Annotated in this window: 22 protein-coding genes; 14 read left to right on the top strand and 8 right to left on the bottom strand. The window is 65.0% G+C overall.

Annotated features, from left to right (window positions below; all coding sequences use genetic code 11):
• Position 1 precedes the first annotated feature (1 nt).
• Complete coding sequence (locus BM190_RS01435) at positions 2-280, bottom strand: DUF3551 domain-containing protein (RefSeq protein WP_018319480.1); 279 nt, start codon at positions 278-280, stop codon at positions 2-4.
• Positions 281-429: 149 nt separating this feature from the next.
• Positions 430-1,404, bottom strand: coding sequence for a Bug family tripartite tricarboxylate transporter substrate binding protein (locus tag BM190_RS01430; protein ID WP_018319479.1), 975 nt, complete (start codon positions 1,402-1,404; stop codon positions 430-432).
• A gap of 125 nt (positions 1,405-1,529) precedes the next feature.
• On the opposite strand from BM190_RS01430, the gene BM190_RS01425 reads away from it, so the two are divergent.
• Positions 1,530-1,940 (top strand): VOC family protein, encoded by a 411-nt coding sequence (locus BM190_RS01425; RefSeq protein ID WP_092251532.1) that lies wholly within the window; start codon positions 1,530-1,532, stop codon positions 1,938-1,940.
• Positions 1,941-2,071: 131 nt separating this feature from the next.
• A complete protein-coding gene (locus BM190_RS01420; protein WP_092251928.1) occupies positions 2,072-3,652 on the top strand; it encodes an AMP-binding protein in 1,581 nt (526 codons plus the stop codon).
• A 134-nt stretch (positions 3,653-3,786) separates the two neighbouring features.
• Here BM190_RS01420 and BM190_RS01415 read toward each other — a convergent pair whose 3' ends face one another.
• The 3 genes from BM190_RS01415 to BM190_RS01405 form a co-directional block, all read right to left on the bottom strand.
• Complete coding sequence (locus tag BM190_RS01415; RefSeq protein WP_092251531.1) at positions 3,787-4,881, bottom strand: HD-GYP domain-containing protein; 1,095 nt, start codon at positions 4,879-4,881, stop codon at positions 3,787-3,789.
• 464 nt (positions 4,882-5,345) lie between these two features.
• Positions 5,346-7,640, bottom strand: a complete 2,295-nt coding sequence (locus BM190_RS01410; RefSeq protein WP_092251530.1) for a xanthine dehydrogenase family protein molybdopterin-binding subunit — start codon at positions 7,638-7,640, stop codon at positions 5,346-5,348.
• Positions 7,637-8,128 (bottom strand): (2Fe-2S)-binding protein, encoded by a 492-nt coding sequence (locus tag BM190_RS01405; protein ID WP_018319474.1) that lies wholly within the window; start codon positions 8,126-8,128, stop codon positions 7,637-7,639. Before BM190_RS01405 ends, BM190_RS01410 begins: the two co-directional genes overlap by 4 nt.
• 364 nt (positions 8,129-8,492) lie before the next feature.
• On the opposite strand from BM190_RS01405, the gene BM190_RS01400 reads away from it, so the two are divergent.
• The 4 genes from BM190_RS01400 (at position 8,493) to BM190_RS01385 (ending at position 11,063) form a co-directional block, all read left to right on the top strand.
• Entirely contained in the window at positions 8,493-9,257 is a 765-nt protein-coding gene (locus BM190_RS01400) for an alpha/beta fold hydrolase (RefSeq protein WP_092251529.1), read from the top strand.
• A 23-nt stretch (positions 9,258-9,280) separates the two neighbouring features.
• Positions 9,281-9,619 (top strand): hypothetical protein, encoded by a 339-nt coding sequence (locus BM190_RS01395; RefSeq protein WP_092251926.1) that lies wholly within the window; start codon positions 9,281-9,283, stop codon positions 9,617-9,619.
• 166 nt (positions 9,620-9,785) lie between these two features.
• Positions 9,786-10,457, top strand: coding sequence for a dienelactone hydrolase family protein (locus BM190_RS01390; protein ID WP_092251528.1), 672 nt, complete (start codon positions 9,786-9,788; stop codon positions 10,455-10,457).
• Positions 10,458-10,580: 123 nt separating this feature from the next.
• Positions 10,581-11,063 (top strand): hypothetical protein, encoded by a 483-nt coding sequence (locus BM190_RS01385; protein ID WP_092251527.1) that lies wholly within the window; start codon positions 10,581-10,583, stop codon positions 11,061-11,063.
• A gap of 1 nt (position 11,064) precedes the next feature.
• On the opposite strand, the gene BM190_RS01380 is transcribed toward BM190_RS01385, so the two are convergent.
• The 3 genes from BM190_RS01380 to BM190_RS01370 all read right to left on the bottom strand — a co-directional run bounded on the left by BM190_RS01380 (position 11,065) and on the right by BM190_RS01370 (position 13,224).
• Positions 11,065-11,808: a polysaccharide biosynthesis/export family protein gene (locus tag BM190_RS01380; protein ID WP_018319469.1), complete on the bottom strand. Its 744-nt coding sequence runs from the start codon at positions 11,806-11,808 to the stop codon at positions 11,065-11,067.
• A 266-nt stretch (positions 11,809-12,074) separates the two neighbouring features.
• The gene (msrA, locus tag BM190_RS01375; RefSeq protein WP_091962113.1) at positions 12,075-12,731 is read right to left on the bottom strand and encodes a peptide-methionine (S)-S-oxide reductase MsrA; all 657 of its coding nucleotides are present in this window, start codon (positions 12,729-12,731) and stop codon (positions 12,075-12,077) included.
• Positions 12,732-12,906: 175 nt separating this feature from the next.
• Positions 12,907-13,224, bottom strand: a complete 318-nt coding sequence (locus BM190_RS01370; protein WP_018319467.1) for a hypothetical protein — start codon at positions 13,222-13,224, stop codon at positions 12,907-12,909.
• A 378-nt stretch (positions 13,225-13,602) separates the two neighbouring features.
• On the opposite strand from BM190_RS01370, the gene rpsT reads away from it, so the two are divergent.
• The 8 genes from rpsT to BM190_RS01325 all read left to right on the top strand — a co-directional run bounded on the left by rpsT (position 13,603) and on the right by BM190_RS01325 (position 23,700).
• Positions 13,603-13,869: a 30S ribosomal protein S20 gene (gene rpsT / locus BM190_RS01365; protein ID WP_018319466.1), complete on the top strand. Its 267-nt coding sequence runs from the start codon at positions 13,603-13,605 to the stop codon at positions 13,867-13,869.
• Positions 13,870-15,110: 1,241 nt separating this feature from the next.
• Positions 15,111-16,520 carry a chromosomal replication initiator protein DnaA gene (dnaA, locus tag BM190_RS01355; protein ID WP_026202184.1) on the top strand — a complete coding sequence of 470 codons (1,410 nt, stop codon included), beginning with the start codon at positions 15,111-15,113 and terminating at the stop codon, positions 16,518-16,520.
• 259 nt (positions 16,521-16,779) lie between these two features.
• Entirely contained in the window at positions 16,780-17,898 is a 1,119-nt protein-coding gene (gene dnaN, locus BM190_RS01350) for a DNA polymerase III subunit beta (protein ID WP_018319464.1), read from the top strand.
• 210 nt (positions 17,899-18,108) lie between these two features.
• Positions 18,109-18,474 (top strand): endonuclease domain-containing protein, encoded by a 366-nt coding sequence (locus tag BM190_RS01345; RefSeq protein WP_018319463.1) that lies wholly within the window; start codon positions 18,109-18,111, stop codon positions 18,472-18,474.
• Between the two features lie 89 nt (positions 18,475-18,563).
• Positions 18,564-19,700, top strand: coding sequence for a DNA replication/repair protein RecF (recF, locus tag BM190_RS01340; RefSeq protein WP_018319462.1), 1,137 nt, complete (start codon positions 18,564-18,566; stop codon positions 19,698-19,700).
• Between the two features lie 119 nt (positions 19,701-19,819).
• Entirely contained in the window at positions 19,820-20,563 is a 744-nt protein-coding gene (locus BM190_RS01335) for a hypothetical protein (protein WP_092251526.1), read from the top strand.
• Between the two features lie 157 nt (positions 20,564-20,720).
• Positions 20,721-22,877, top strand: a complete 2,157-nt coding sequence (locus tag BM190_RS01330; RefSeq protein WP_092251525.1) for a hypothetical protein — start codon at positions 20,721-20,723, stop codon at positions 22,875-22,877.
• Positions 22,878-23,127: 250 nt separating this feature from the next.
• Positions 23,128-23,700, top strand: coding sequence for a hypothetical protein (locus tag BM190_RS01325; RefSeq protein WP_092251524.1), 573 nt, complete (start codon positions 23,128-23,130; stop codon positions 23,698-23,700).
• Positions 23,701-23,771: the final 71 nt, after the last annotated feature.

The raw sequence follows: 23,771 nt of genomic DNA, 5'->3' as shown, positions 1-23,771 counted from the left end.
CTCAGTACGGAGCGACGGGCCGCACGCGCCGCGGCGGCCGCGGTTGCGCCGGCAGCACCTGGCCGTAGGCGAAGCGCGGATTGCGATCGCAGTACAAGAGCCGGCCGGACACGCTGGCCTGGCATTGTTCGTAGGTAGCGTAGGCGCATTCGCCGGGATAATCATAGTCACCGCCCTGGGCGCACCATGGATAGTCGCGCGCAGCCGCGGGCGTGACGGTGGCGAAACCCGCGAGGACCGCCGCGCTGAACGTCAGCAGCATCAATTGCTTCTTGCGCATGATCCAACTCCTCTCTAGCTGGCCCGAGATACGGCGCCATCTATTATCAGGTTTCGCAACGCGGTTTTATTCCAGATCAACGAAACGAGGCACGCAAGAAAAAAGCCCTGCCAAACGGCAGGGCTCCTATCCTCACGATCACAAGGCCGCTACTCGACCTTTAGGCCGGCGAACTCGACGACCTTCTTCCACTTCTCGGTCTCGGCCTTGATCTCCTCGCCAAACGCCTCGGGAGTCTGCACCCGCGGCTCGCCGCCGAGCTCGACCAGACGCTTGGCCATGTCGGGCTCCTTGATCACCGCGTTGACCTCGGCGTTGAGCTTGGCGATGATCTCCTTCGGCGTGTTCTTCGGCGCGCCCATGCCGAACAGTGCGCTGGCCTCATAGCCCTTGACGGTGTCGGCGATCGGCTGCACGTCAGGCAGCTGCGCCGAGCGTTCCGTGGTGGTGACCCCGATGGCGCGAAGCGAGCCGGAGCGGATGTGCTGGATGATCGAAGGCATGTTGTCGAAGATCACCTGCACCTGGCCGGCGAGCATGTCGGTGATCGCGGGCGCGGCGCCGCGATAAGGCACGTGCTGCATCTTGCAGCCGGTCATGGCCATGAACATCTCGCCGGACAGATGCACCGAGGTGCCGTTGCCGGACGAGGCCATGTTGACCTTGCCCGGATTGGCCTTCACGTATTCGATGAACTCGGCGACGTTCTTGGCCGGCACGTCCTTGTTGACGGTCATCACGTTCGGCACGCGTTGGAACGAGGCGACCGGCGCCATGTCGCGCACGAAGTTGAACTTCAGATTGGTGTAGAGCGAGGCGTTGATGTAGTTGGCCGGATTGACCAGCTGCAGCGTGTAGCCGTCGGGCTCGGCATTGATGACCGATTCGGTGGCGATGTTGTTGCCGGCACCCGGCTTGTTCTCGATCACGAATTGCTGGCCGAGCTTTTCCGACAGGCGCTGGCCGATCAGCCGCGCCAGGATGTCGGTGGCCCCGCCCGGCGGATAGCCGACCACCCATTTCACCGGGCGGGCCGGATAATCGGCTGCAAAGGCCTTCGACAGCGGGGTGGCTGCAAGCGGACTGGCGGCGAGCAGGCCCAGCGCGGTACGGCGAGTGATCATCTCAAGGGTTCTCCCAACGTGTTGTTCTTGAAGCCAGATTGCTTGAACCCGGCGTCGGTGGGGTTGTAACAAAGCTTGCGGAGCGCGGAAAGTGCACGGGGCGCATCACGACGAAAGGATAAGACATGCCTGTTAAAGTCGAGGCCCTCGATCATCTCGTAATCAACGTCGCCGATGTCGCGGCCAGCGCGGAGTGGTACCGCAGAATTCTCGGCATGGAAGTCAAGGTGTTCGATCCCGGCGGCGGCAAAGCGCCGCGGACTTCGCTTCACTTTGGTAACCAGAAGATCAACATCCGGCCGCGCGACGCCGACAAGGTGGAGTGGTTTACCGCCGACCAGGCGACCGCCGGCAGCGAGGACCTCTGCTTCCTCACCTCCGCCGCGCCCGACGAGGTGGTGGCGCATTTGCAGGCACACGGCATCGCGATCGAGGAAGGCCCGGTTCCCAAGCAGGGTGCGCGCGGCACGCTGCGCTCGGTCTATTGCCGGGATCCGGACGGCAGCCTGATCGAGATCTCGTCGTACGGGGATTGAGGAGAGAGTGCGCGCGTCTCACAAGGTACGATGCACTCATCCCGATTTGCGCCCGGCGCCGTCCGATGGCAGGAAGACGCAATCATCAGAAGACAGCCGCCATCAAGATGCAGGCTGCACGGGGAGGATCCATGCCACTTCAACAGACCGCAGCCGGGATCGTCGGCCCATTCGACGGGCTCGACGTGCCCTGGCTCTTGAGGATGCGCGCCGAGGTCCGGCGTGACCATCCGTTCCTGATCTGGGCGCCGTTCGATGCGCCGGCGCAGCGCTGGAGCTATGGCGAATTTCACGAGCGGGTCGGCGCGCTCGCGGCAGGGCTGGCACGGCGCGGCGTCAAGCCGGGCGAATATGTGCTCATTCATCTGGATAATTGCATCGAAGCGCTGCTCGCCTGGTTTGCCTGTGTCGAGTTAGGAGCCATTGCGGTCACCACCAACACCCGCTCGGCGCCGGCCGAGATCGCGTATTTTGCCGATCATTGCGGCGCGGTCGCCGCGATCACGCAGCCAGCCTATGCGGAGATTGTCGCGCAGAACTGCCGCAACATAAGCTGGATGGCAGTGACCTCGCATGATGCGGGCGCAGCGCCCGCGCACGGCGTCTCGCGCGGCGACAGTTTTGAATCCCTGTTCGCCGACAGTGCCGACCGCCCCAGGCGCGTGGCCGATCCGCTGGCGCCGTGCAGCGTGCAGTACACCTCGGGCACGACCTCGCGCCCCAAGGCCGTGCTGTGGACCCATGCCAACGCGCTGTGGGGCGCCAAGATCAACGCCGCGCACGAGGACCTGCACGCCAGCGACGTGCACCAGACCTATCTGCCGCTGTTCCACACCAATGCCCTCGCCTACTCCATGCTGGCAACGCTGTGGGTCGGCGCCACCTGCGTGATCCAGCCGCGCTTCTCCGCGAGCCGGTTCTGGGGCGTCGCGCGCGAGCACGGCGCGACCTGGACCTCGACGATTCCGTTCTGCATGAAGGCGCTGCTCGAGCAGGAGATCCCGAGAGATCACAAATTCCGCCTGTGGGGCACCGCGATCAACGAGCCGCCGGCCTTTGCCGCCTTCGGGATCAAGATGATCGGCTGGTGGGGCATGACCGAGACCATCACCCACGGCATCGTCGGCGAGGTCGACCAGCCCAACATACCGATGTCGATCGGCCGCGCGGCGCCGGAATATGAAATCCGCATCACCGACGACGAGGGACGGCCGACCGAGGTCGGCGACACCGGCAATCTCGCGATCAAGGGCATCCCCGGCCTGTCGCTGTTCGCCGAATATCTGCACAACGAGAAAGCGACGCGCGAGAGCTTTGACGCGCACGGCTTCTTCCTCACCGGCGACCGCGTCGAGCGACTCGCGAACGGCACCATCAAGTTCGGCGACCGCGCCAAGGACATGCTGAAGGTCGGCGGCGAGAACGTCGCGGCCTCCGAGATCGAGCAGGTGATTGCGCTGGTGCCGGGCGTGCGCGAGGCCGCCGTGGTGGCGAAGTCGCATCCGATGCTGGACGAGGTACCGGTCGTCTTCATCATCCCGCAAGGCGGCGTCGCCGGTGCTGCGCCAGATCTGCACGCGCGCGTCATGGAAGCCTGCCGCAAGGGCCTTGCCGACTTCAAGGTGCCGCGCGAGATCAGGCTCGTCGACGACATGCCGCGCTCGACGCTGGAGAAGGTGGCGAAGGCGGAGCTGCGGAAGATGGTGGGGTAGCGCACGGCCACACGGCGCGCTGCCGTAGGGTGGGCAAAGCGAAGCGTGCCCACCATTCAAAGTGTGATCGGAGAGAGCTCGTGGGCACGGCGCTTTGCGCCTTTGCCCACCCTACGGCAGCGGAGAACGTCGCGTTAGAACGACCCCAGCGCCACAGGCCTGAACGCCTGCAGCAGCTGCTGATCGAGCTTGCCGCCCATGCCTTCCATCATCCCGAACGCACGGGAATGCGTGAAGGGCATGCGGTAAGCGCGTTTCTCGACCAGCGCGGCATAAATGTCGACGATCGTCGTCAAACGGACGATGTCGCTGATCTGGTTCGACGACAGGCCGTTCGGATAGCCGGAGCCGTCGAGGAATTCGTGGTGATGCAGCACGACGTCGAGCATCTCCGGCGGGAAGCCGCCTTGCGCTGCGAGCGCGTCATAGCCGCGGCGCGGATGCTGGCGGACCTCGGCCATCTCCTCGTCGGTGAGCTTGCCGGGCTTGTCGAGCAGCGCGGAGGGAACGAAGGCCTTGCCGACATCGTGCAGCAGCGCAGCGCGGGTCAACCGGCGCTGGTCGTCCTCGCGCATGCCGAGGTGCTGCGCGAAGGAGACGGCGAAGCCGGTGACGAACAGGCAGTGCCGGTAGCTGCCGACATGGTGGCAGCCCACCGTGGTGAGCCATTCGCGCAGCGAGGAGTGCTTGATCGCCTTCAGGATCTTGCTCTCGGCGGCGATCACGTCGTCGAAGGTCAGGGGCACGCCGAGCGGCAGCTTCTCGAACATCTTCGCCAGCACCGCGTGCGCCGCCTCGACGCCGCGGTTGAGCGTCTTGCCGCGGTCGGTCGCGTCATAGGCGGCGGTGTCCGGGAAGGCAGCGCGGATACGCTGAAGGATGGCGTCCGCCTGGAGCGGCCGCGAGATCGTGTCGGTGGCGCCCAGCGCCCAGGCCTGCATGGTGCCGTGATGCAGGGCATCGGCAAGCACGAACAGCCGCGGCATCGAACGATAGGCATCGCCGCGCAGCTTGTTGCGCACCCGCTGCACGCTCTCGGGCGAGCGCAGGTTGATATCGACCACGAGGCCGGAGAGATCGCGTGAGGGCTGCTCGGGAATGCCCTGCGTCGTCACCGTCGAGACATCGCCGACCGCCTTCAGGATGCTGGCGAGCTCGGTGCTCTCGTCGCTCCGGTCGGAGGCGAGCAGAAGCCGGCGTTTGGCGGCGGTTTTGGCTGAGGCGTTCATGACTTCCCCAAAGCACGGGATTGGATTTGGCGTCAGCCTAAGCCGGATCAGGTTCTCCGGCCCTTAAGAGGCGTGCTCAATGGAACCTTCTGGAATTGGGTGCAATTTTACGGATTTCCGTTCCGGAAGGGGAACGGCAAAAATCGCGAAAACAACAACCCCCATGCACAGTAGAAGGGGCATTGAAAGATAAGGGGAATTTTGAGTGCGCTCCCCCACTGTCATCGCCCGGCTTGCCGCCTTCGCTGAAGCTTCGGCGCGCCGAGCACTCGTGTGAGCCTCGGCGGAGCCGGGACCGGGCGACCCAGTACGCCGAGGCGCTGCGGCCGGAACCGAGAAGCCGCGACGTACTGGATGCCCCGCCTTCGCGGGCATGACATCGAGATTGGGGAGACAGCCACCAAAACAAATCCGCCGGAGGTTGCCCTCCGGCGGATGATCTCATTCTGCAATCGCGCTCGGCCTTACGCCTTCATGCTCGCCTTCACGGCCTCCGCCGTGATCGGCAGTGCCCGCACGCGGGCGCCTGAGGCGTTGAAGATGGCGTTGCCGATGGCGGGGGCGACCACGGTGACCGCGGGCTCGCCGACGCCGGTGGCCTTCTCGCCATTGGCGATCACGGTAACCGCGACCTCGGGCATCTGGCTCATGCGCAAGGGCGTGTAGCTATCGAAATTGGTCTGCTCGATGCCACCGTCCTTCAGCGTCGCCTTCTCGTACATCGCTAGCGACAGGCCCCACAGCGCCGCGCCCTCGACCTGGGCGCGGATGTTGTCGGGATGCACCTGCGTGCCGACGTCGGTTGCGACCGTGAGCTTCTTCACGGTGACCGCACCCGACGGCGCCACCGCGACATGGGCGACGCACGCCGTCCAGCTCGCAGTCGCGCGCTCCTGCGACGAGACGCAGGCGACCCCCATGCCCTCGCCTTTCGGCAATGGCCTGGTGCCGTAGCCCGACAGTCCCATCGCGGCGAGCAGTGTGTTGCGCAGCCGCTGCGCGCCGCCGTCGTTCTTGCCGGCGCCGTCGAGCAGCGAGATGCGGAACTGCGCGGGATCCTTGCCCGTGGCAGCCGCGATCTCGTCGATCATGCTTTCGACCGCCCAGAAGGTCCAGCCCGGCGCCACCGAGCGGAGCTGGCCGGACGGCGTGGCGTTGTGCGCGAGCTCGTTCTTGATCGCGCGCACATAATGGTTGGGCACGGTGTAGAAGAAGTCGGCGCCGTTGACCGTGAAGCTGTCGAGCGGACCCTTCTTGTCGACCGAGGGCGTCAGGAAATCGGGGATTCCCCAGCGCGCGGTCGGCCAGGCCGAGACCACGTCGTGGCTGAGCGCGACGAGCTTGCCGTCGCCGTCCACGCCGGCCTTGACCTTTTGGTAGGTGAGCGGACGCGAGAAATCCATCGTCATGTCGTTCTCGCGCGAGTAGATCACCTTGACCGGCTTGCCGACCGCCTTCGCCGCCTGCACCGCCGGAATCATCATGTCGGCATCGAGCCGGCGGCCAAAGCCGCCGCCGAGCCAATGCTGATGCATGACGACGAACTTCGGATCGATCCCGGCCGCACCCGCAGCGATCGCGCCGGAGCGCGTCGCGAACTGGTTGCCGGAATAGATGTGCAGGATGTCGCCCTTGAACTCCGCAGTGGCGTTCATCGGCTCCAGCGGCGCGTGGATGTTGATGCTGGTGGTGTACTCGGCTTCCACCACCTTGGCCGCCGAACCGAAGGCCGCGTTCGGATCGCCGTCCTTGACGAAGAACTGGCCGGAATCCTCCAGGCCCTGAAGCCGCTTGGCCTCGTCCAGCAGCGACTGGCTCGACAGTTTTGCGTTCGGACCGCCGTCATAGGCGATCTTCAGCGCATCCGCCGCCTTGCGCGCGTTGGCGTAGGTGCTGGCGACCGCGACGACCCAGCCGGAGGTGGTTCCAGTCTTGTCGTCGAGGATGACGGCCTTCATGAAGCCGGGCACCTTCTTGGCGTCGCTGTCGTCGACCGACTTCACGGTGGCGCCGAAGCGTACCGGCGGGGTCACCACCTTGCCGTAGGCCATGCCCGGCAACATCACGTCGATGCCGTACTTGGCCGTGCCGTTGGTCTTGGAGGGGATGTCGAGCTGCGGCACCGACACGCCGATCATGGTGTATTGGTCCGGCGTCTTCAGCTTGATCGACTTCAACTCGTCCGGCGTGAAGGTTTTCGTCGCCTTGCCGCTCTTGACGATCTCGGCAAAGGTCATCTGCTTCTTCGACTTCGGATGCGAGATCACGGAGTCGCGGACCACGAGCTGGTCCTTGAAGTAGGGCGGCAGTCCCATGGCGGCGGCGGCGGCCTCCGTCAACGCGATGCGGCCGGCCGCACCCGCCCGGCTCATCGCCTCGAAGTTCATCATGGTCGACCAGCTGCCGCCGGTGATCTGCGCGCCGAGCACAGGATCGTTGAACTTCGGATCGTTGGAGGCGAGCTGCACGCGCATGTCGCTCCATTTCGCGCCCAACTCCTCGCAGACGATCTGGGCCATGGTGGAGGCGATGTGCTGGCCCATGTCGGCCTTGCCGCAGGTCACGGTGACGAGACCATCCGGCGCGATCGCGTACCAGACGCTCGGCTCGAAATTCGCGGGAGCCGCGGCCGAGGCTGAATCGATGCCGGGCACGCCGGCATAGCCGAGCACGAGGCCGCTTGCGGCGGTGCCGACGAGGAAGGAGCGGCGGCTGAGATCGGTCGTCGCGGGGGTGACGTTCTTGACGTGCCGATTCATGTGGGCCTCCGTTCGGTGGAGGTGGCGGATGCGGTGCGCATCTCGGATGCGGCGCGCATGATCGCCTTCTGGATCCGCGAATAGGTCATGCAGCGGCAGAGATTGCCGTCCATATGCGCGACGACCTCTTCCTTGGTCGGATTGGGATTCTTCGACAGCAGCGAGGCCGCCTGCATGATCTGCCCGGACTGGCAGTAGCCGCATTGCGGCACCTGCTCGGCAACCCACGCCTTCTGCAAGGGATGATCGCCCTTGGCGGAGAGGCCTTCGATGGTGGTGATCTTCTTGCCGGCGACATCACTGAGCATGGTCTGGCACGAGCGCACGGCTTCGCCGTTGACGTGCACGGTGCAAGCCCCGCACAACCCGGCACCGCAGCCGAACTTGGTGCCGGTCATCTGCAATTGCTCGCGGATTGCCCAGAGGAGCGGCGTGTCGTTCGCCGCATCCACGGACAGACTCCGCCCGTTGATGGTGAGAGTTGGCATAGGCGTCTTCCCCTGCCGGTGCATGAAGCCGCTTACGGCGGCAACTTGAATGGCGGACGCCCACCGGGCTGGCGTCAGCCTTGGCCGCGAGCATGATCGGGTTCGGGTGCCGTGGCAAATGCAATTTGGAACGAGTCGAAAAAACCGCTTCTAGACTTGCTCGTTGTGCGCCGCGCCAACGACGCCGACGCAGCGACTGGACACAATAGCGCGTGCGTCAGACATGCGTGCCATCGCGTTCAGGCAGTTTCTTCCAGGTAACTTGGCGACGTAGAATGCAGCCAACCACGAACCTTACCCTCCCCTCCAGGGGAGGATGAAACACTGAGATCACGGCTAAAACAAAAAGAAAGAGGCGGAAGCAATGCCAAAGATCAATCGGGACGGTGTCAACATCTATTACGAGGTCCACGGCAACGGTCCGCCATTGCTGCTCACCCACGGCTATTCCTCGACGTCGGCGATGTGGCATGGGCAGGTCGATGCGCTCGCGAAGGATCACACGCTGATCCTGTGGGACATGCGCGGCCACGGCCAGTCCGATTATCCCGATGATCCCAACGCCTACAGCGAAACTCTGACCGTCGACGACATGGCGGCGATCCTCGACGCGGTCGGCGCTGAGCGTGCCATCATCGGCGGCCTCTCGCTCGGCGGCTACATGTCGCTCGCGTTCTATCGCACCTATCCGCAAGCCGCCCGTGCGCTGCTGATCATCGATACCGGGCCCGGCTTCAAGAAGGACGACGCCCGCGAGGCCTGGAACGCGCGGGCGCTTGGCACGGCCGACAAGCTCGATCGCGAAGGTCTCGACATGCTGAAATCGGCGACGCGCGAACGCGCTACCGCCAGCCATCGCAACGCCAGGGGGTTGGCGCTCGCCGCACGCGGCATGCTGACCCAGCGGGATGCGCGCGTGATCGAGCTGCTGCCCGACATCAAGGTGCCCTGCCTGATCGTGGTCGGCGCCGACGACACGCCGTTCCTCGCCGCGTCCGATTACATGGCCGCAAAAATCCCGGGCGCACAAAAGGTCGTGATCCCCGCGGCCGGCCACGCCGTCAACATCGATCAGCCCAAGGCTTTTGTTGACGCGGTCGTGCCTTTCCTGAAGAACTTGCCGGCCTAGGCTAGGCAATGAGGACGGCGACCATGATGCGAGCGATCTTCGCGGCGGGCGCAATGGCGGCGCTGTTGTCGGCAGCGCAGGCCGAACCGTTCGGCACAGTGCCGCCGCGCCAGCCCTTCGTCACGACCTTGTCGAATAACACGCCGCTCGCCTTCGGCATGGATGCCGAGCAGACCGCGCGCGCCCTTGGGCAGCCGCTGCAATATGTGCGCGGGCCTCCCGGCAACGAGATCTATCTCGCGCTTCGCAACATCGGCGGCAGCGGCTTGATCCCCTACCGCCACCGCCTGTTCCTGCAATTCCGTCATGGACGGTTGGCAGGATGGAAGGAGGATTACGGCGAGAACTGGATGTGGGAATAGGTACCGCCCCTCATCCTGAGGAGCTTGCGCAGCAAGCGTCTCGAAGGATGAAAGGCCCCCCGCCGCTGCATCCCGGCCTTGCATCCTTCGAGACGCGCGCGAAGAGCGCGCTCCTCAGGATGAGGGAAGAGAGTGAATTCCGTGACAACCAAGAAGGACAACCCGCGTGGGACAAGACATCAAGCTGACGGCCTCCGACAATTTCCAGTTTGGCGCCTATCGCGCCGATCCCGATGGCACGCCGAAGGGCGCGGTGGTGGTGATCCAGGAGATCTTTGGCGTCAATCACCACATCCGCTCGGTCTGCGACCGCCTCGCCGGGGAAGGCTATGTCGCGATCGCGCCCTCGATCTTCGACCGGACCGCGCCGGGCTTCCAGTCGGGCTATTCGCCCGATGAGGTCGCCGAAGCGCGCAAGTTCGTCGCCAGCCCCGATTGGGCCGCGATGCTGCGCGACACCCAGGCCGCGATCGATGCGGTGAAGAGCGTGGGCCCGGTGGGCATCATCGGCTTTTGCTTGGGCGGCAGCATCGCCTTTGTCGCGGCGACGCGGCTGTCGGGACTGAAGGCTGCGATCGGCTATTACGGCGGCGCGGTCGTGCGCTTCGCCGACGAGACGCCGAAGGTGCCGACGCAAATGCATTTCGGCGAGAAGGATGCGGGCATCCCCTTGACCGACGTCGAGACCATCAAGTCGAAGCGGCCGGACGTGGAGGTGTTCGTCTATCCGGGCGCCCAGCACGGCTTCCATTGCGACGAGCGCGCGAGCTACGACAAGGCCAGCGCCGACATCGCCTGGCCGCGCAGCATGGACTTTTTCGCGAAGCATTTGAAATAGGGACGAACTCTCTCCACAAGGAGAGACAACCACGCTGCGTCCTCTCGCGGAAATCGGGTGGCCGGATCCTGCCGCCCGGCGATAGAGCTGGCCAATCAAGCCAGCTCACGCCGGGAGATTGCCATGCAGCAAGCCATCACGCACCTCGTCATCCGCAATCCGTTCGGAACCATGGATGTCCCCTCACCCGATGATTCCGAGGTGATGGATTATGCCGCGACGGCCAGGCTGGCTGGCGACGCCGCGGACGGCAATGCGGCGGCCTGGACAGCGATCGCGGCGCCATCCGATCCGCTCGAAGGCAGCTGGGCGAGCCGCTGGAATGGCGGCGCCGATCCGACCATCGCCGGCGACACCGCGGAGAAGTGGAAACAAGGGCGCGCGGAAGTGCGCATCACGGGCAGCCGGATCTATCTGCGCTTCGACTGGGACAATGGCCGCCGGCACGGTCTGATCGAGGCCGCGCGCGAGGGCGCGGATCGGCTGGTCGGAAAATATATCAACCTGACCACGCCGGCGATCACACGGCCATGGGTCGGGCGCGTGGTCGACGCTAACAGGATCGACGGATGCTTTCCGGAGGGGCGGCTGGATTTCAGGCGGTGAGCTAGAACCAGCGCTCGCCGACGAACACGGTGTCGCCGGGATTCAAGGGAGTGCCGAGCGGCACCACGGCGCGCATGGAGCCGCCGTTCTCGGTGTGCGTGATGGTGACCACGTCGCGTTTGGCGCGAGGCGAGAAGCCGCCGGCGATCGCGACCGCGCTCTCGACCGTCATGTTCGGCACGTACGGATATTGGCCGGGCGCGGTGACTTCGCCGAGAATGAAGAACGGGCGATAGGCCTCGATCTCGACCGCGACCGAGGGCTCGCGGATGTAACCATTGCGCAAGCGCGCGGCGATCTCGCCGGCAAGGCCCGCCGTGGTGCGGCCGCGGGCTGGCACCGCGCCGATCAGCGGCATGGTGATGGAGCCGCCCGCATCGATGGCGTAGCTGTTGGTGAGACCTTCCTGGCCGTAGACCACGACGCGGAGCTTGTCGCCGGCGTCGAGATGGTAGGAGGCGTCGTAGCGCACCGGCGCCATCGGCGCGGCGTAACCGACCGGCATGGGTGCGGGCGAAGAGGCAAAGGAATTGCGCAGCGCGCCGATGGCGCCGCCGCCGTCGGCGACGACAACCGGTTGCGGCGCATTGTAGGGCTGGCCATAGGCCATGGAATCGAGATCGGCGCGGGGCTGCATCACCGCGACGGGGCCGGCGGTCTGCATGCAGCCGCCAAGGGTCAGCGCGGCGGACGCTGCCAGGGACGCTGCCAAGATCGACCATCGAAACGCGCGTGCAACCGGCACCGGACCAATCCCTCGAAACGAGACGGCTTAAGTGATGCACCGGTTATGGTTAATAAAGCGTTGAGCGGGGCGGCTGTGACCGTCGCACCCTCCCCTGGAGGGGGAGGGTCGATCGCGCGCAGCGCGAGCGGGGTGGGGCGATCTCTCCACTGGCGCGCTGTTGGATGTGGAGAGACTGTCACCCCACCCCGCTACGCATTCCGCTTCGCTGCATGCGTAGCGACCCTCCCCCTCCAGGGGAGGGTAAGCAAGATGTGTCGTCTCGCTTACGCGCTCACACCGACGCCGATCGGGCAGGACACGCCGGTGCCCCCTAAGCCGCAATAGCCGGCGGGATTCTTCGCCAGATATTGCTGATGATAGTCCTCGGCGAAATAGAATTCGCCTGATGGCGCGATCTCGGTGGTGATGGCACCGAGGCCCTTGGCTGCGAGCGCCTTCTGATAGAGCGCCTTCGACTCATCGGCCGCCTTCTTCTGCGCATCGGAATAGGTATAGATCGCGCTACGATATTGCGTGCCGACATCGTTGCCCTGACGCATGCCCTGCGTCGGGTTGTGGCTCTCCCAGAACGTCTTCAGCAGCGTCTCGTAAGAAATCCTGTTCGGATCGAACACGACCAGCACCACTTCGGTGTGACCGGTGCGTCCCGAGCAGGTCTCTTCATAGGTCGGGTTCGGCGTGTGGCCGCCGGCATAGCCGACGGCGGTGGTGTAGATGCCATCGCCGAGCTGCCAGAACTTGCGCTCGGCGCCCCAGAAGCAGCCGAGCCCGAACACGGCCTGCTCGAGGCCGGCGGGATAAGGCGGCTTGAGCTTGCTGCCGTTGACGAAATGGAAGGTCGCGGTCGGAATGGCTTGCGCACGGCCGGGCAGCGCCTCGGCTGCGCTCGGCAACGCGGTGGTCTTGCGCATGAACAGCATGATTGGATCTCCGCAGACGAGCCGTCCGTCGCCCGAGCCAGATGTTCAGGCGGCGTGCTCGCGATCAGGTGGGAATATAGGGATCTACGCTGGCGTGGGCAGCCTTGTTACGCCGCGCGGCTGGCGAGCACTCAATCCCGGCGGGAATTGAGGATCAATCCCGGGGGATTGAAGATCAATCCCGGGAATAGCCGATCAGCGGTTTCCGCGGCCGGAACAGGATCATCAGCAGGATGCCGAGAATGCCGAGGACGGCGAACACCGGCTGATCCAGCAGCAGGCGGATCACCGAGGTCCAGAGCCAGGGCGCCTTGGCCTCGACCCAGGTGCGGAATGCCGCTTGGCTGGCCTGATTGATGTCGTTCCAGAACTGGCCGAACCGGGTGAATCTGAGGGTCTGGTCGGCCACCCAGCGGGCACCGTCATAGACCATGAAGATGAACCCGCCAGCGAGCAGCAACAGCCCAATCAGTCGGAAAAAACCGCGGATCATGCCTCACCTTATATGGTCGTCCGATCGGAGGAGCCGACAAAACGCCGCCAGCCAATAGCCGGGAGACGGCAGAAATTCAACCTCTTCAGGGCGTTACGACGCCCCTGGACGGCCCCGGAGGCCGCTTTTCCAGCCTGGAAAGCGTTGACGGTGCCGAAGACCCTCTCTATAAGGGCGCCAACTGGCGGCGGGCGCAATCCTGCCGCCGCTGTTCTTTGAGCAGTTGCAGGCTCCTTGAGCTTAGAGCTCTTTGCGGCCTCATGTTCCGGGGACAGCCCAGCAACCGAACACCCTAAATCCGAGCGTCGATTCCGCGGTCAAGCAAGCCGGCGCTACCCGACCAAGACGCGACCGGTACCCGCAAAGGATATTGAGACCATGGCCAATACCACTTCCGCCAAGAAAGCGACGCGCAAGATCGCCCGCCGCACCGCCGTCAACAAGTCGCGCCGCACGCAGATGCGCGGTGCCGTGCGTAACGTCGAAGAAGCCATCGCGACCGGCGACCGCGCCGCTGCCGTGAAGGCGCTGGCGAATGCCGAGCCCGCCTTGATGCGCGCCGCCCAGCGCAACATCATTCACAAGAACAACGCCAGCCGCAAAGTCTCGCGCCTCACCGCGCAGATCGCCAAGCTCGCCAAGTAACGAGCCAGGTAACGGCGAACCAATCGGTCGGCCGATCCGATCGAACATCGCATGCGTCAAACAGCCCGGCATCGCGCCGGGCTTTTTTGTTGCCCGTCATATTCACGCAACCGGTCACGCCACAGTCGATCTTCGATCGGAAGGTTTGCACCGCCTGCGCTATTCTTCGTTCCGTAGTTCTACCTGCCGGTAACTTGCAACAGTGGAAACTTTCACCGCGTTGCAAAAACCCCTGTGCTGCGGGGCTAAGATGAATTCGCGCGCGCAAGAAGTTCTGCACACCGTAGATTCACCGGAACGCGCACGGCTTGGAGTTACCCTGTGAAACGAGACTCAAAAAGCGATGTCTCGCTAATCACTTATCGACATAGCGACCGCAAGCATTTGAAAAATTCGCCGACACGTCCGGCGCGTGACGAATTTGTAAAAATTTTTTTAGCAGTGACGGAGAATTGTCACATGATGCCCGGCATTCTCGATTCTGTGCACGAATCCAAAAACTTGCTTCCGAGCCTGTGAACAACTCCCGCGCGGCGTTAACCGAGGTCAAGTTTTTTGACGCCTCAAGTGTGAATCAATTTCGTTGCGAGTCTTTCCGCATAGTGTATTCCTTAAGTCGTCAGCGGCGCCCACGATCTTCAGACCAGCGCGGTTTAGGAAACGGGGCGAGCGTGCAAATCGGCGGCGGTGTGCACGTAGGCGACGCTTCAAAAAGCGAATGTCGGATCAAAAACCCATAGCAATATGGGAATGGTATCTCTTTGTCTGAATGTCTCCTAGCGGGATCTTGCGTATCCCGATCTCGCGAGGCGCACGGACATCGCAAAGTTACCCCGACACGAGCGATGGCGAAGCCGAGCGGACGAGCAGTGCAGACGGGCAGGGGCATCAGCGATTTTCGTCGCGGGCGTCTTCAGAAGCAGGACCTTGTCGTGAGCGATCACGGCAGGACGGGGAGGTATCATGTCCTACGGATTCAACGCGGTATTGACACAAGTTCCATCGTTCAACGATGCCGTCTCCGATCCGTCCTGCGTTCAGCCTCCCACATGCGAGAGCGCGTCGAGTACGCGCTGACCTCGCGAACTCTCCATCTCCGACATCGCTGATCTGACCTGCGGCGTTTGCGCCGAACGGTCGAGCTATGCCTGACGATGGACTCGCTTGAGGTCGCGCCATGACAGGAAACCCTGCTTGGCGCTCACCACGCAACCTTATCTCTCAAGAGAAGTTTTCTGACGATGACAATGGAACAGGATCGCTGGTCACGCGTGAAGGGTCGGCTGCGCTCGAGCGTTGGCGAAGACGTTTACACGAGCTGGTTTGCGCGCATGGATCTGGAAGGCGTGCAGGAGGAGAGCGTGCGGCTCTCGGTGCCGACCCGGTTCCTGAAGAGCTGGATTCAGGCTCATTATGCCGAGCGCGTGCTGTCGTGCTGGCAGGCCGAGATGCCGGAAGTGCATCGCATCGACCTCACGGTGCGTTCGGCCGTGCGCCCGGTGATACAGCCGAAGGAAGCCCCCGCGCCGGTCGAGACGCGACGCACGCCCACGCCGGAGCTGCGCTCGACCGCGACCGCGCCGGTGTCGGCCAATCATGATGCGCTCGGCGGCTCGCCGCTCGATCCGCGCCTGACCTTCGCGAGCTTCGTCGTCGGCCGTTCCAACACGCTGGCGCATGCGGCCGCGCGCCAGGTCGCCGAAGGTCGCCGCGGCGACCCCGTGATGTTCAACCCGCTCTACATCCATGCCGGCGTCGGCCTCGGCAAGACGCACCTGCTCCAGGCGGTGACCTGGGCCGGCAATTCCGGCAACGAGCGCAAGGTGCTGTATCTCACCGCAGAGAAATTCATGTACGGCTTCGTCGCCGCGCTGAAGACGCAGACGGCGCTGGCCTTCAAGGAAGCGCTGCGCGGCATCGACGTGCTGGTGATCGACGATCTGCAGTTCCTGCAGGGCAAGTCGACCCAGGCCGAGTTCTGTCACACGCTGAACGCGCTGATCGATGCCGGCCGCCAGGTCGTGATCGCGGCCGACCGGCCGCCGTCCGATCTTGAAAGCCTCGACGACCGCGTCCGCTCGCGGCTCGCCGGCGGCCTCGTGGTCGAGATGGGCTCGCTCGGCGAAGAGCTGCGCCACGGCATCCTCAAGTCGCGCGTCGCCGCGGCCCGCGCCCATCATGCGACCTTCGAGGTGCCGGAGGAGGTGCTGCATTATCTGGCGCGCACCATCACCCATAATGGCCGCGACCTCGAAGGCGCGATCAACCGCCTGCTGGCGCACTCGAAGCTCAACAACCGGCCGGTGACGCTGGAGATGGCGGAGCACGAGGTGCGCGACCTGGTCCGGCCGCAGGAGCCGAAGCGGATCAAGATCGAGGACATCCAGCGCGTGGTGGCGCGGCAGTATAATGTCAGCCGCTCCGACCTGCTCTCCTCCCGCCGCACCGCCAATGTGGTGCGCCCGCGCCAGGTGGCGATGTATCTCGCCAAGACGCTGACCCTGCGCTCGCTCCCCGAGATCGGCCGCCGCTTCGGCGGGCGCGACCACACCACGGTGCTGCACGCCGTGCGCAAGATCGAGTCCCTGGTCTCCAAGGACACCGCACTGTCAGAGGAAGTGGAGTCGCTGAAGCGCCAGCTTCAGGAATAAACGCCTAAGGCGCTCCTGCCATTCTCCCGCCGCCCCGGCCATGCCTGGGCGGCGGCTTTCGTTTGGGCGGTAAATCGTGGGAATCGTGCGGAACTGGCTCCCGATCCCTTGAATCCGGGGGCCATCCGAGCCACCTTGCGCGACCCTGGCGGCTTTGGTCATATCGGTTGGATGGCCCTGACCTGCCGGGGTCATCGGTGCCGCGGCGGGGCTTTTCGACCGCCCGGCTTCTTCATTTGGGGATCGGGCGAGTAGTGCAATGAAGGTTACGGTCGAACGCGCGCAACTCCTGAAGTCACTGGGCCACGTCCACCGCGTGGTCGAGCGCCGCAACACGATTCCGATCCTCGGCAACGTGCTGGTCCGGGCCGAGAACGCCAAATTGTCGCTGAAAGCGACCGACCTCGACCTCGAGGTGACGGAGACGCTGCCGGCGGAAACCGCGACCGCGGGCTCCACCACCGTGCCGGCGCACATGTTCTACGACATCGTGCGCAAGCTGCCGGACGGCTCGCAGATCGTGCTGGAGGCCGACGGCGACCGCGCCGTGCTGGCGATCCGCGCCGGTCGCTCGCGCTTCACGCTGCAGACCCTGCCGGAGAATGATTTCCCGGATCTGGCCGCCGGCGACATGTCGCACTCGTTCTCGCTCGCCGCCAAGGACGTCAAGCGGCTGATCGACCGCACCCAGTTCGCGATCTCCACCGAGGAGACCCGTTATTATCTCAACGGCATCTACCTGCACGCCGCCGGCACGCCCAAGGCCGCGACCTTACGCGGCGTCGCCACCGATGGTCACCGCCTCGCCCAGCTCGATTTGGTGCAGCCCAAAGGCGCCGAGGGCATGCCCGGCGTGATCGTGCCGCGCAAGACCGTCGGCGAGGTGCAGCGCCTGATCGAGGACACCGACGCCGAGATGACGATCGAGCTGTCGCAGGCAAAAATCCGCTTTACGATCGGGAATGTCGTGCTGACCTCGAAACTGATCGACGGCACCTTCCCCGACTACGGCCGCGTCATCCCGCAGGGCAACGACAAGGAGCTCGTCGTCGACAAGAAGGATTTCGAGAACGCGGTCGACCGCGTCTCGACGATCTCGAGCGAGCGCGGCCGGGCGGTGAAGTTGTCGCTGTCACCGGGCAAGCTGGTGCTGTCGGTGACCAATCCGGATTCCGGCAGCGCCACCGAAGAGCTCGAAGTCGAATACGCCTCCGACGCCCTCGATATCGGCTTCAACTCGCGCTATTTGCTCGACATCGCCGCCCAGATCGAAGGCGACGTCGCAACACTCAGGCTCGCCGATCCCGGCTCCCCGACCCTGGTCCAAGACCGCGACGACAAGAGCGCGCTGTATGTGCTGATGCCGATGCGGGTGTGAGGGACGTGCTCCCCCTCTCGCGATACCTTGTACGCGGAGACAACCCCTCACCCGGCTTCGGTGCGCGAAGCCACCCTCTCCCACGAGGGAAGAGGGTGAAGCTACAGCCTTTCCTGTCGCCACAAGCGCGACGCACGTTGTTGTGCCCTCCCCCCTTGTGGGAGAGGGCAGCTCCGGTGGCGGATACACACTCAGTCGGGTGAGGGGTTCGTGCCGCAGGAGCCATCCCATCGGCCAGTCGCCAAGCGTCTCCGCCAATTCGCGAAGAACATGCGGCACGAACCAACCGATGCTGAAACCGCAATGTGGCGCTTGCTGAGGGATCGTCGGGTCTCCACTTTCAAGTTTCGCCGACAGGTACCATTCAAAAACTACATTCTCGATTTTGTCTGTTTCGAAAAGCGCCTTGTGATCGAGATCGACGGTAGCCAGCACGTAGAATCACAACGTGACGCGACGCGAGAGGCGACGCTTGCTGCCGAAGGGTTTTGGACATTGCGCTACTGGAACAACGACGTGCTACAGCAGCCCGCTTCTGTATTAGAGGATATCCTTGCAAAGCTTGCCGGGCGGTAAGATACCCCTCACCCGTCGCCTCACTGCGTGAGGCGCCACCCTCTCCCACAAGGGGAGAGGGGGAAGAATCGCGCCAGATCGAATAACTGATGACCCCCTCCCGCATTCATCGCCTGACGCTGACGCATTTTCGCAATTATCGGGCGGCGGGGCTCGAGACGGCGGCTGACATGGTGGCGCTGGTCGGGCCGAACGGGGCGGGCAAGACCAATTGCATCGAGGCGATCTCGTTTCTGTCGCCCGGACGCGGCTTGCGGAGGGCGACGCTGGAAGACGTCGCCGACAACCAGGGCGACGGATCCTGGGCCGTCTCGGCGCAGGTCGAGGGCGCGCTGGGGCTGGCCACGCTCGGCACCGGTATCGATGCGCCGCGCCCCGACAGCGCGGTGAGCCGGCGCTGCCGCATCGACCGCGAGCCGGTGGGGTCCGCGACGGCCTTCGGCGACCATATCCGCATGGTGTGGCTGACGCCGGCGATGGACGGGCTGTTCATGGGCGCGGGCTCGGAGCGGCGGCGTTTCTTCGACCGCCTGGTGCTGGCGATCGACAATGAGCATTCGAGCCGCATCAACGCGCTGGAGCGCTCGCTGCGCTCGCGCAACCGCCTGCTCGAAACCCGCAATTACGACGACCATTGGTGCGACGCCATCGAGCGCGAGACCGCGGAGCTTGCCGTCGCGGTCGCAGCGACGCGCGGCCAGACCGCAGCAAGGCTCACCGGCATGCTCAATGCGCGCGCGCAGGCCTCCGCCTTTCCCTCGGCGCAGATCGCGCTCGACGGCTGGATGGAGAACGCGCTGCTGACTGAGACGGCGACGTCGGTCGAGGATCGCTACCGCCAGATCCTGCGCGACAACCGGCCGCGCGATGCAATCGCCGGCCGCACCACCGACGGTCCGCATCTCACCGATCTCCAGGTGATCTATGCGCCGAAGAGCATGCCCGCGCGTGATGCGTCCACAGGCGAGCAGAAGGCGCTGCTGATCGGTCTCGTGCTGGCGCATGCGAGCCTGGTCGCCGAGATGACCGGAATCGTGCCGCTGCTGCTGCTCGACGAGGTCGTCGCCCATCTCGATCCTAGCAGGCGCGCCGCGCTGTTCGACGAGCTGCGCAAGCTCGGCGCGCAAGTGTGGCTGACCGGCGCGGACCCGGCGGCCTTCACCGAGATCGGCGCTGGAGGCGAAGTCTTCGACGTCGAGAGCGGACAGGTCTCGTCTCGACGTTAGGCCTCCGGGTTGAACCCGCCCTGTTCCATCAGCGACTAGCTGTCTGAAGCGGCGCCGACGGTGTCGCCGTTGTGCAATCGCGCAGTATTTCACACACACGCGATGCTTGGAGCATAGGCATGACGACGGTAAGGCATGGGGCGACAGCTCCAGCGCGATGGCAACTTCTTGCGTGCGGCCTCGCCCTGTTCGCGAGCTGCCTGCTCGCGGCAAGCGCCGGCGCCTGGGTATCGAATTTGTCGCCACTGTTCTCGGCCGCGCTCACGCCGGATCCCGATGCGCGGCTGCCCGCGCCGACCCGCTACCTCTATCGAGGGACCCACACCACCGTGATGCCCGGCGTCGAAGCCCCGCTCCGCACCAGGCTCGAAACCACCGTGCCCGCAGAGCTCGGCGACGTCCTCAGCTTCTATCGCACGGAGCTTGGAAAGCTTGGCTGGCAGGAACAGACCGATGGCGCGGTGATCGCAACCGATCACGCCCAGCTCGCCTTCGCCTCCCCGCTGGGGCCGGCCGCGCTGCAGCTCGCCCGCAAGGACAGCAGTACCTCGATCCATCTCGTGCAGAAGAACGCCGATGCGGCGACCCGGGCCAATATCATGCCCGAACCCGGCCAGGCGAAACTGGTGTTCAGCAACATCAGCGGGAGGGACGCGGCGCTCACGATCAACGCACGAACCGTCAAGCGCGCCGCCGGCGCCAATGCGGTATCGCTGGACCTGGCGCCCGGCAAGTATTCCTACGAACTGAGCGGGCCAGACCATTCAGCCACTACGAACGTCCTCACCCTTGCCGTCGGCGATGCCTGGGAGCTCACGATCGGACGCGACGGAGACGCCTGGCCGCCGCTCCAGCTGTATTGAGCCATGCCTGCCTGATCAGGCCCATGACGCCGCTCGTACGCCGTCCGTTGAACCTCTCCGGTTCCCATCGCGACTTCTCGTCTGAGGCCGCGCGCCGAGGTGTCGCAGCCTGCCCATGCGCAGGGCGACGGCCCGCGCAACACCCAGGAGTTTGACGATGCGGATGATCCCGCTTGGGGCGCAAGTCCCGGCAAGATGGCTGCTGCTTGCCTGCGGCGTTCTCGCGATGGCGAGCACGTCGTATCCCGCGGACGCGGCAGACGACAGCTTCGTCGACGTCCATACGCTGCCACGGCTGGACGGCGCGGTGGAGGATACTTCGCGCCCCGACACCTATCGCGTCATCTACACCGTCCCGACCGCCCTTGCCGCCACGTCCGACGCCACGAAGAAGCTGCTGAGCGCCGACGGCTGGGTGCCCTATGTGTATCCGCTGGACGAGAAGAGTGCCGCGCTGACCTTCAAGAAAGGACAGCAGGGGCTGCGCGTCTCCTTCACACAGGCACGCGGGCGCTCCGACCAATCCGCCGTGTTCTACACGCCGAACCGGATCTATGCGAACGTGCCGTTCCCGGACGGCGCGACCGATCTCGTGTTCGACGAGACCCGACCCTATCTCGGCTGCATCGCGCCCGGTGCGTTCGAGGCGACCTCCGAGTTCTTTGCCAAGGACATGGCGGCCATGGGATGGCGCAAGCTCACGCCTGAAACGTCCTCGCGCTGGCCGAACGCCGATCTTGACGGGACCGTCCCGAACGGCGTGCGCGTCTTTTACGACCACCCCGATCGCGACGCGACGCACATCTACCAGAAGCCGGTGATGCTGACCCTGACACGACGCGACGACGGCCGCACCAATGTCGACATCCGGGTGGCGCCGTTCGCGCTGCCCCAGGAGCTCGAGGCCGACGATGACATGGCGGGCTTGCCGCGGCCGAAGCCGACCAAATCGGCGAGAGGCCTCGGCAGCGCGAGCTCCAACAAGCGCGAGATGTCGGCCGCCGCGATGGCCGAGCTGCCCGCCGTGCTCGCGTTCTATCACCGCGAGTTCGCCGCGCGTGGCTGGCAGGAAGATGGCAATGCGCCGCTCGCGCCCGGCGACGACGTCGCGATCAAGATCTCCAACGCCGAGGAAACTGGCGTGCTGCGGCTCGGCCGCAAATATGATTTCACCATGATCAGCCTGACCGCGCAGGTGAAGGACTCCGCACTTGCGGCCCGCGCCAAGGCGAAGAAGGAGGCCGACGAGAGATTTCTCGGCGATGCCTTGGGGGCGGCCCAGCAGCTCATTGCCGCCGACGGGGCCAGGCGCAAGACACAGGCCGCCTCCCTGTCGGATGCGCCACTCACTGCGCTCGCGGGCAGCAACACGCCGGTGCCGCTGCCCGAAAACGCCGAAGGCGTGAAATTCGAGGGCGACGACGGCCATCTCGAATTCTCCTCCGCCTCGAGCGTCAAGGCGCTCACCGCGTTCTATCGCGCATCGCTCAAGCCCGCCGGCTGGAAGGAGCAGCCCTCCGTCATCAACCAGCCCAACATGGCGGTGATGGAATTCTCCAAGAGCGGCAAATCGATCTCGATGACCGTGATGCAGATGGGTCCGAAGGTGAGCGTGCGCGCCGACGGATCGGGGCTGGTGATGGTCGCCGCGAAGCCGGCGGCCACCGCGGACGTGCAGGCCAAATCCTCCGAGCCGCTCAAGCCCGACCCTGAATCCCAGCTCCCCGTGCCGACGCAGCGGTCCTCGACCTCGCTCGCCACCACCAAAATGCCGGGTAGCGAGATGCCGTTCCGCCGCGAGCTGGCAGCCAGCATCCCGGCCCCGCTCGGCGATGTCCTGGCCTTCTACCGGGCCGAGCTTTCCAAGCTCGGGTGGCAGGAAAAGGCCGACGGCGCCACCGTGTCCGCCGAACGCGCGCAGATCGACTTCACCTCGCCGCAAGGCCCGGCCGTGCTCAAGCTCGGCCGCGCCAAGGGCGAGACCACGGTCAGTCTGGCGCAGAAGAATCCGGATGCCGCTGTGAAGGCCGACATCATGCCGAAGCCCGGCCAGGCCAGGCTGATGCTGGGCAATATCGGGGCGAAGGAAGCCTCGCTGACCATCAACAAGCAGACGGTGAAGATCGCGGCCGGCGCCGGCGGTCCGCAATCGCCGAAAGGCCCGATGCTCGACCTGCCGCCGGGCACCTACCAGTACGCCCTGCGCATGCCCGGGCGCCCGGCCCACACCGAGACCCTCACCGTCGCTGCCGGTGACGCCTGGGGCCTGCTGGTGGGGCCGAGCGGTGACGTACTGCCGTTGCAGATGTATTGACCCCGCTTGCGCCTGTAACGACCAGGTTGAACCTGTCCGGTTCGTGGGCCGACTAGTCGTCGAGAGGCGGCGGCGACGGTGTCGCAGCCGCTGTATTGCGCGAAGATCGCGGCATTCCTGGAGAGTAGGCATGACGACGGTAAGGCGCGGGACGAAGGTCCCGTCACGGTGGTGGCTATTGATGTGCGGCCTCCCTCTTCTTGCAGCTTGTTCGCAGGAGCCGCTTACCGCAGCAGATTCCCACGCCGACATGCCCGTGCCGACGCGAGCCAGTCACGCAAGCTTCAGCACCGCGCACGCGTCCGGCATCGAAATCCCGTTCCGGCTCGAGCTCAAAGCCCATGTGCCCGCAGAACTCAGCGACGTACTGGCCTTCTATCGCGCGGAACTCGGAAAGCGCGGCTGGCAGGAGAAGCCTGATGGCGCGATGGTCGCCGCCGATCACGCGCTGCTCGTCTTCGCCTCGCCGAAAGGGCCGGGCATGCTGACGCTCGACCGCGCCAAGGGCGAGACCACGGTCGACCTCGTGCAGCGAAATACGGAGGTCGTGGCCAAGGCAAACTTCCTGCCGATAGCAGGACACGCGCGGCTGATCTTCGGCTATCTCGTACCTGACGTGGCCTCGCTCACGATCAACGACCAGACCATCGAGATCGCGGGCGGCGTCAACCATCCACAAGTGCTGGATCTGCCGCCCGGCACGTACTCCTACGCGCTACGCGTGTCGGGTCACATGGTGCACACCGACACCATCACTTTGGCCGCAGGCGAGGCTTGGTCCCTCAGGTTGAGTGACGACAGCAAGTCGGACCAGATCTACTGAACCCAGGCTTCTTCCGGAACACCACGGCGCCGCCTCGGAACAGGCCTGCGCGCGCCCGCAAAAACCCCGCC

It is taken from the genome of Bradyrhizobium sp. Rc3b (assembly GCF_900114915.1).
In the GTDB taxonomy this organism is placed as follows: Bacteria; Pseudomonadota; Alphaproteobacteria; order Rhizobiales; family Xanthobacteraceae; genus Bradyrhizobium.
Note: the sequence above shows the minus strand (reverse complement) of the source record. Positions and strands in the feature narration are given on the sequence as shown.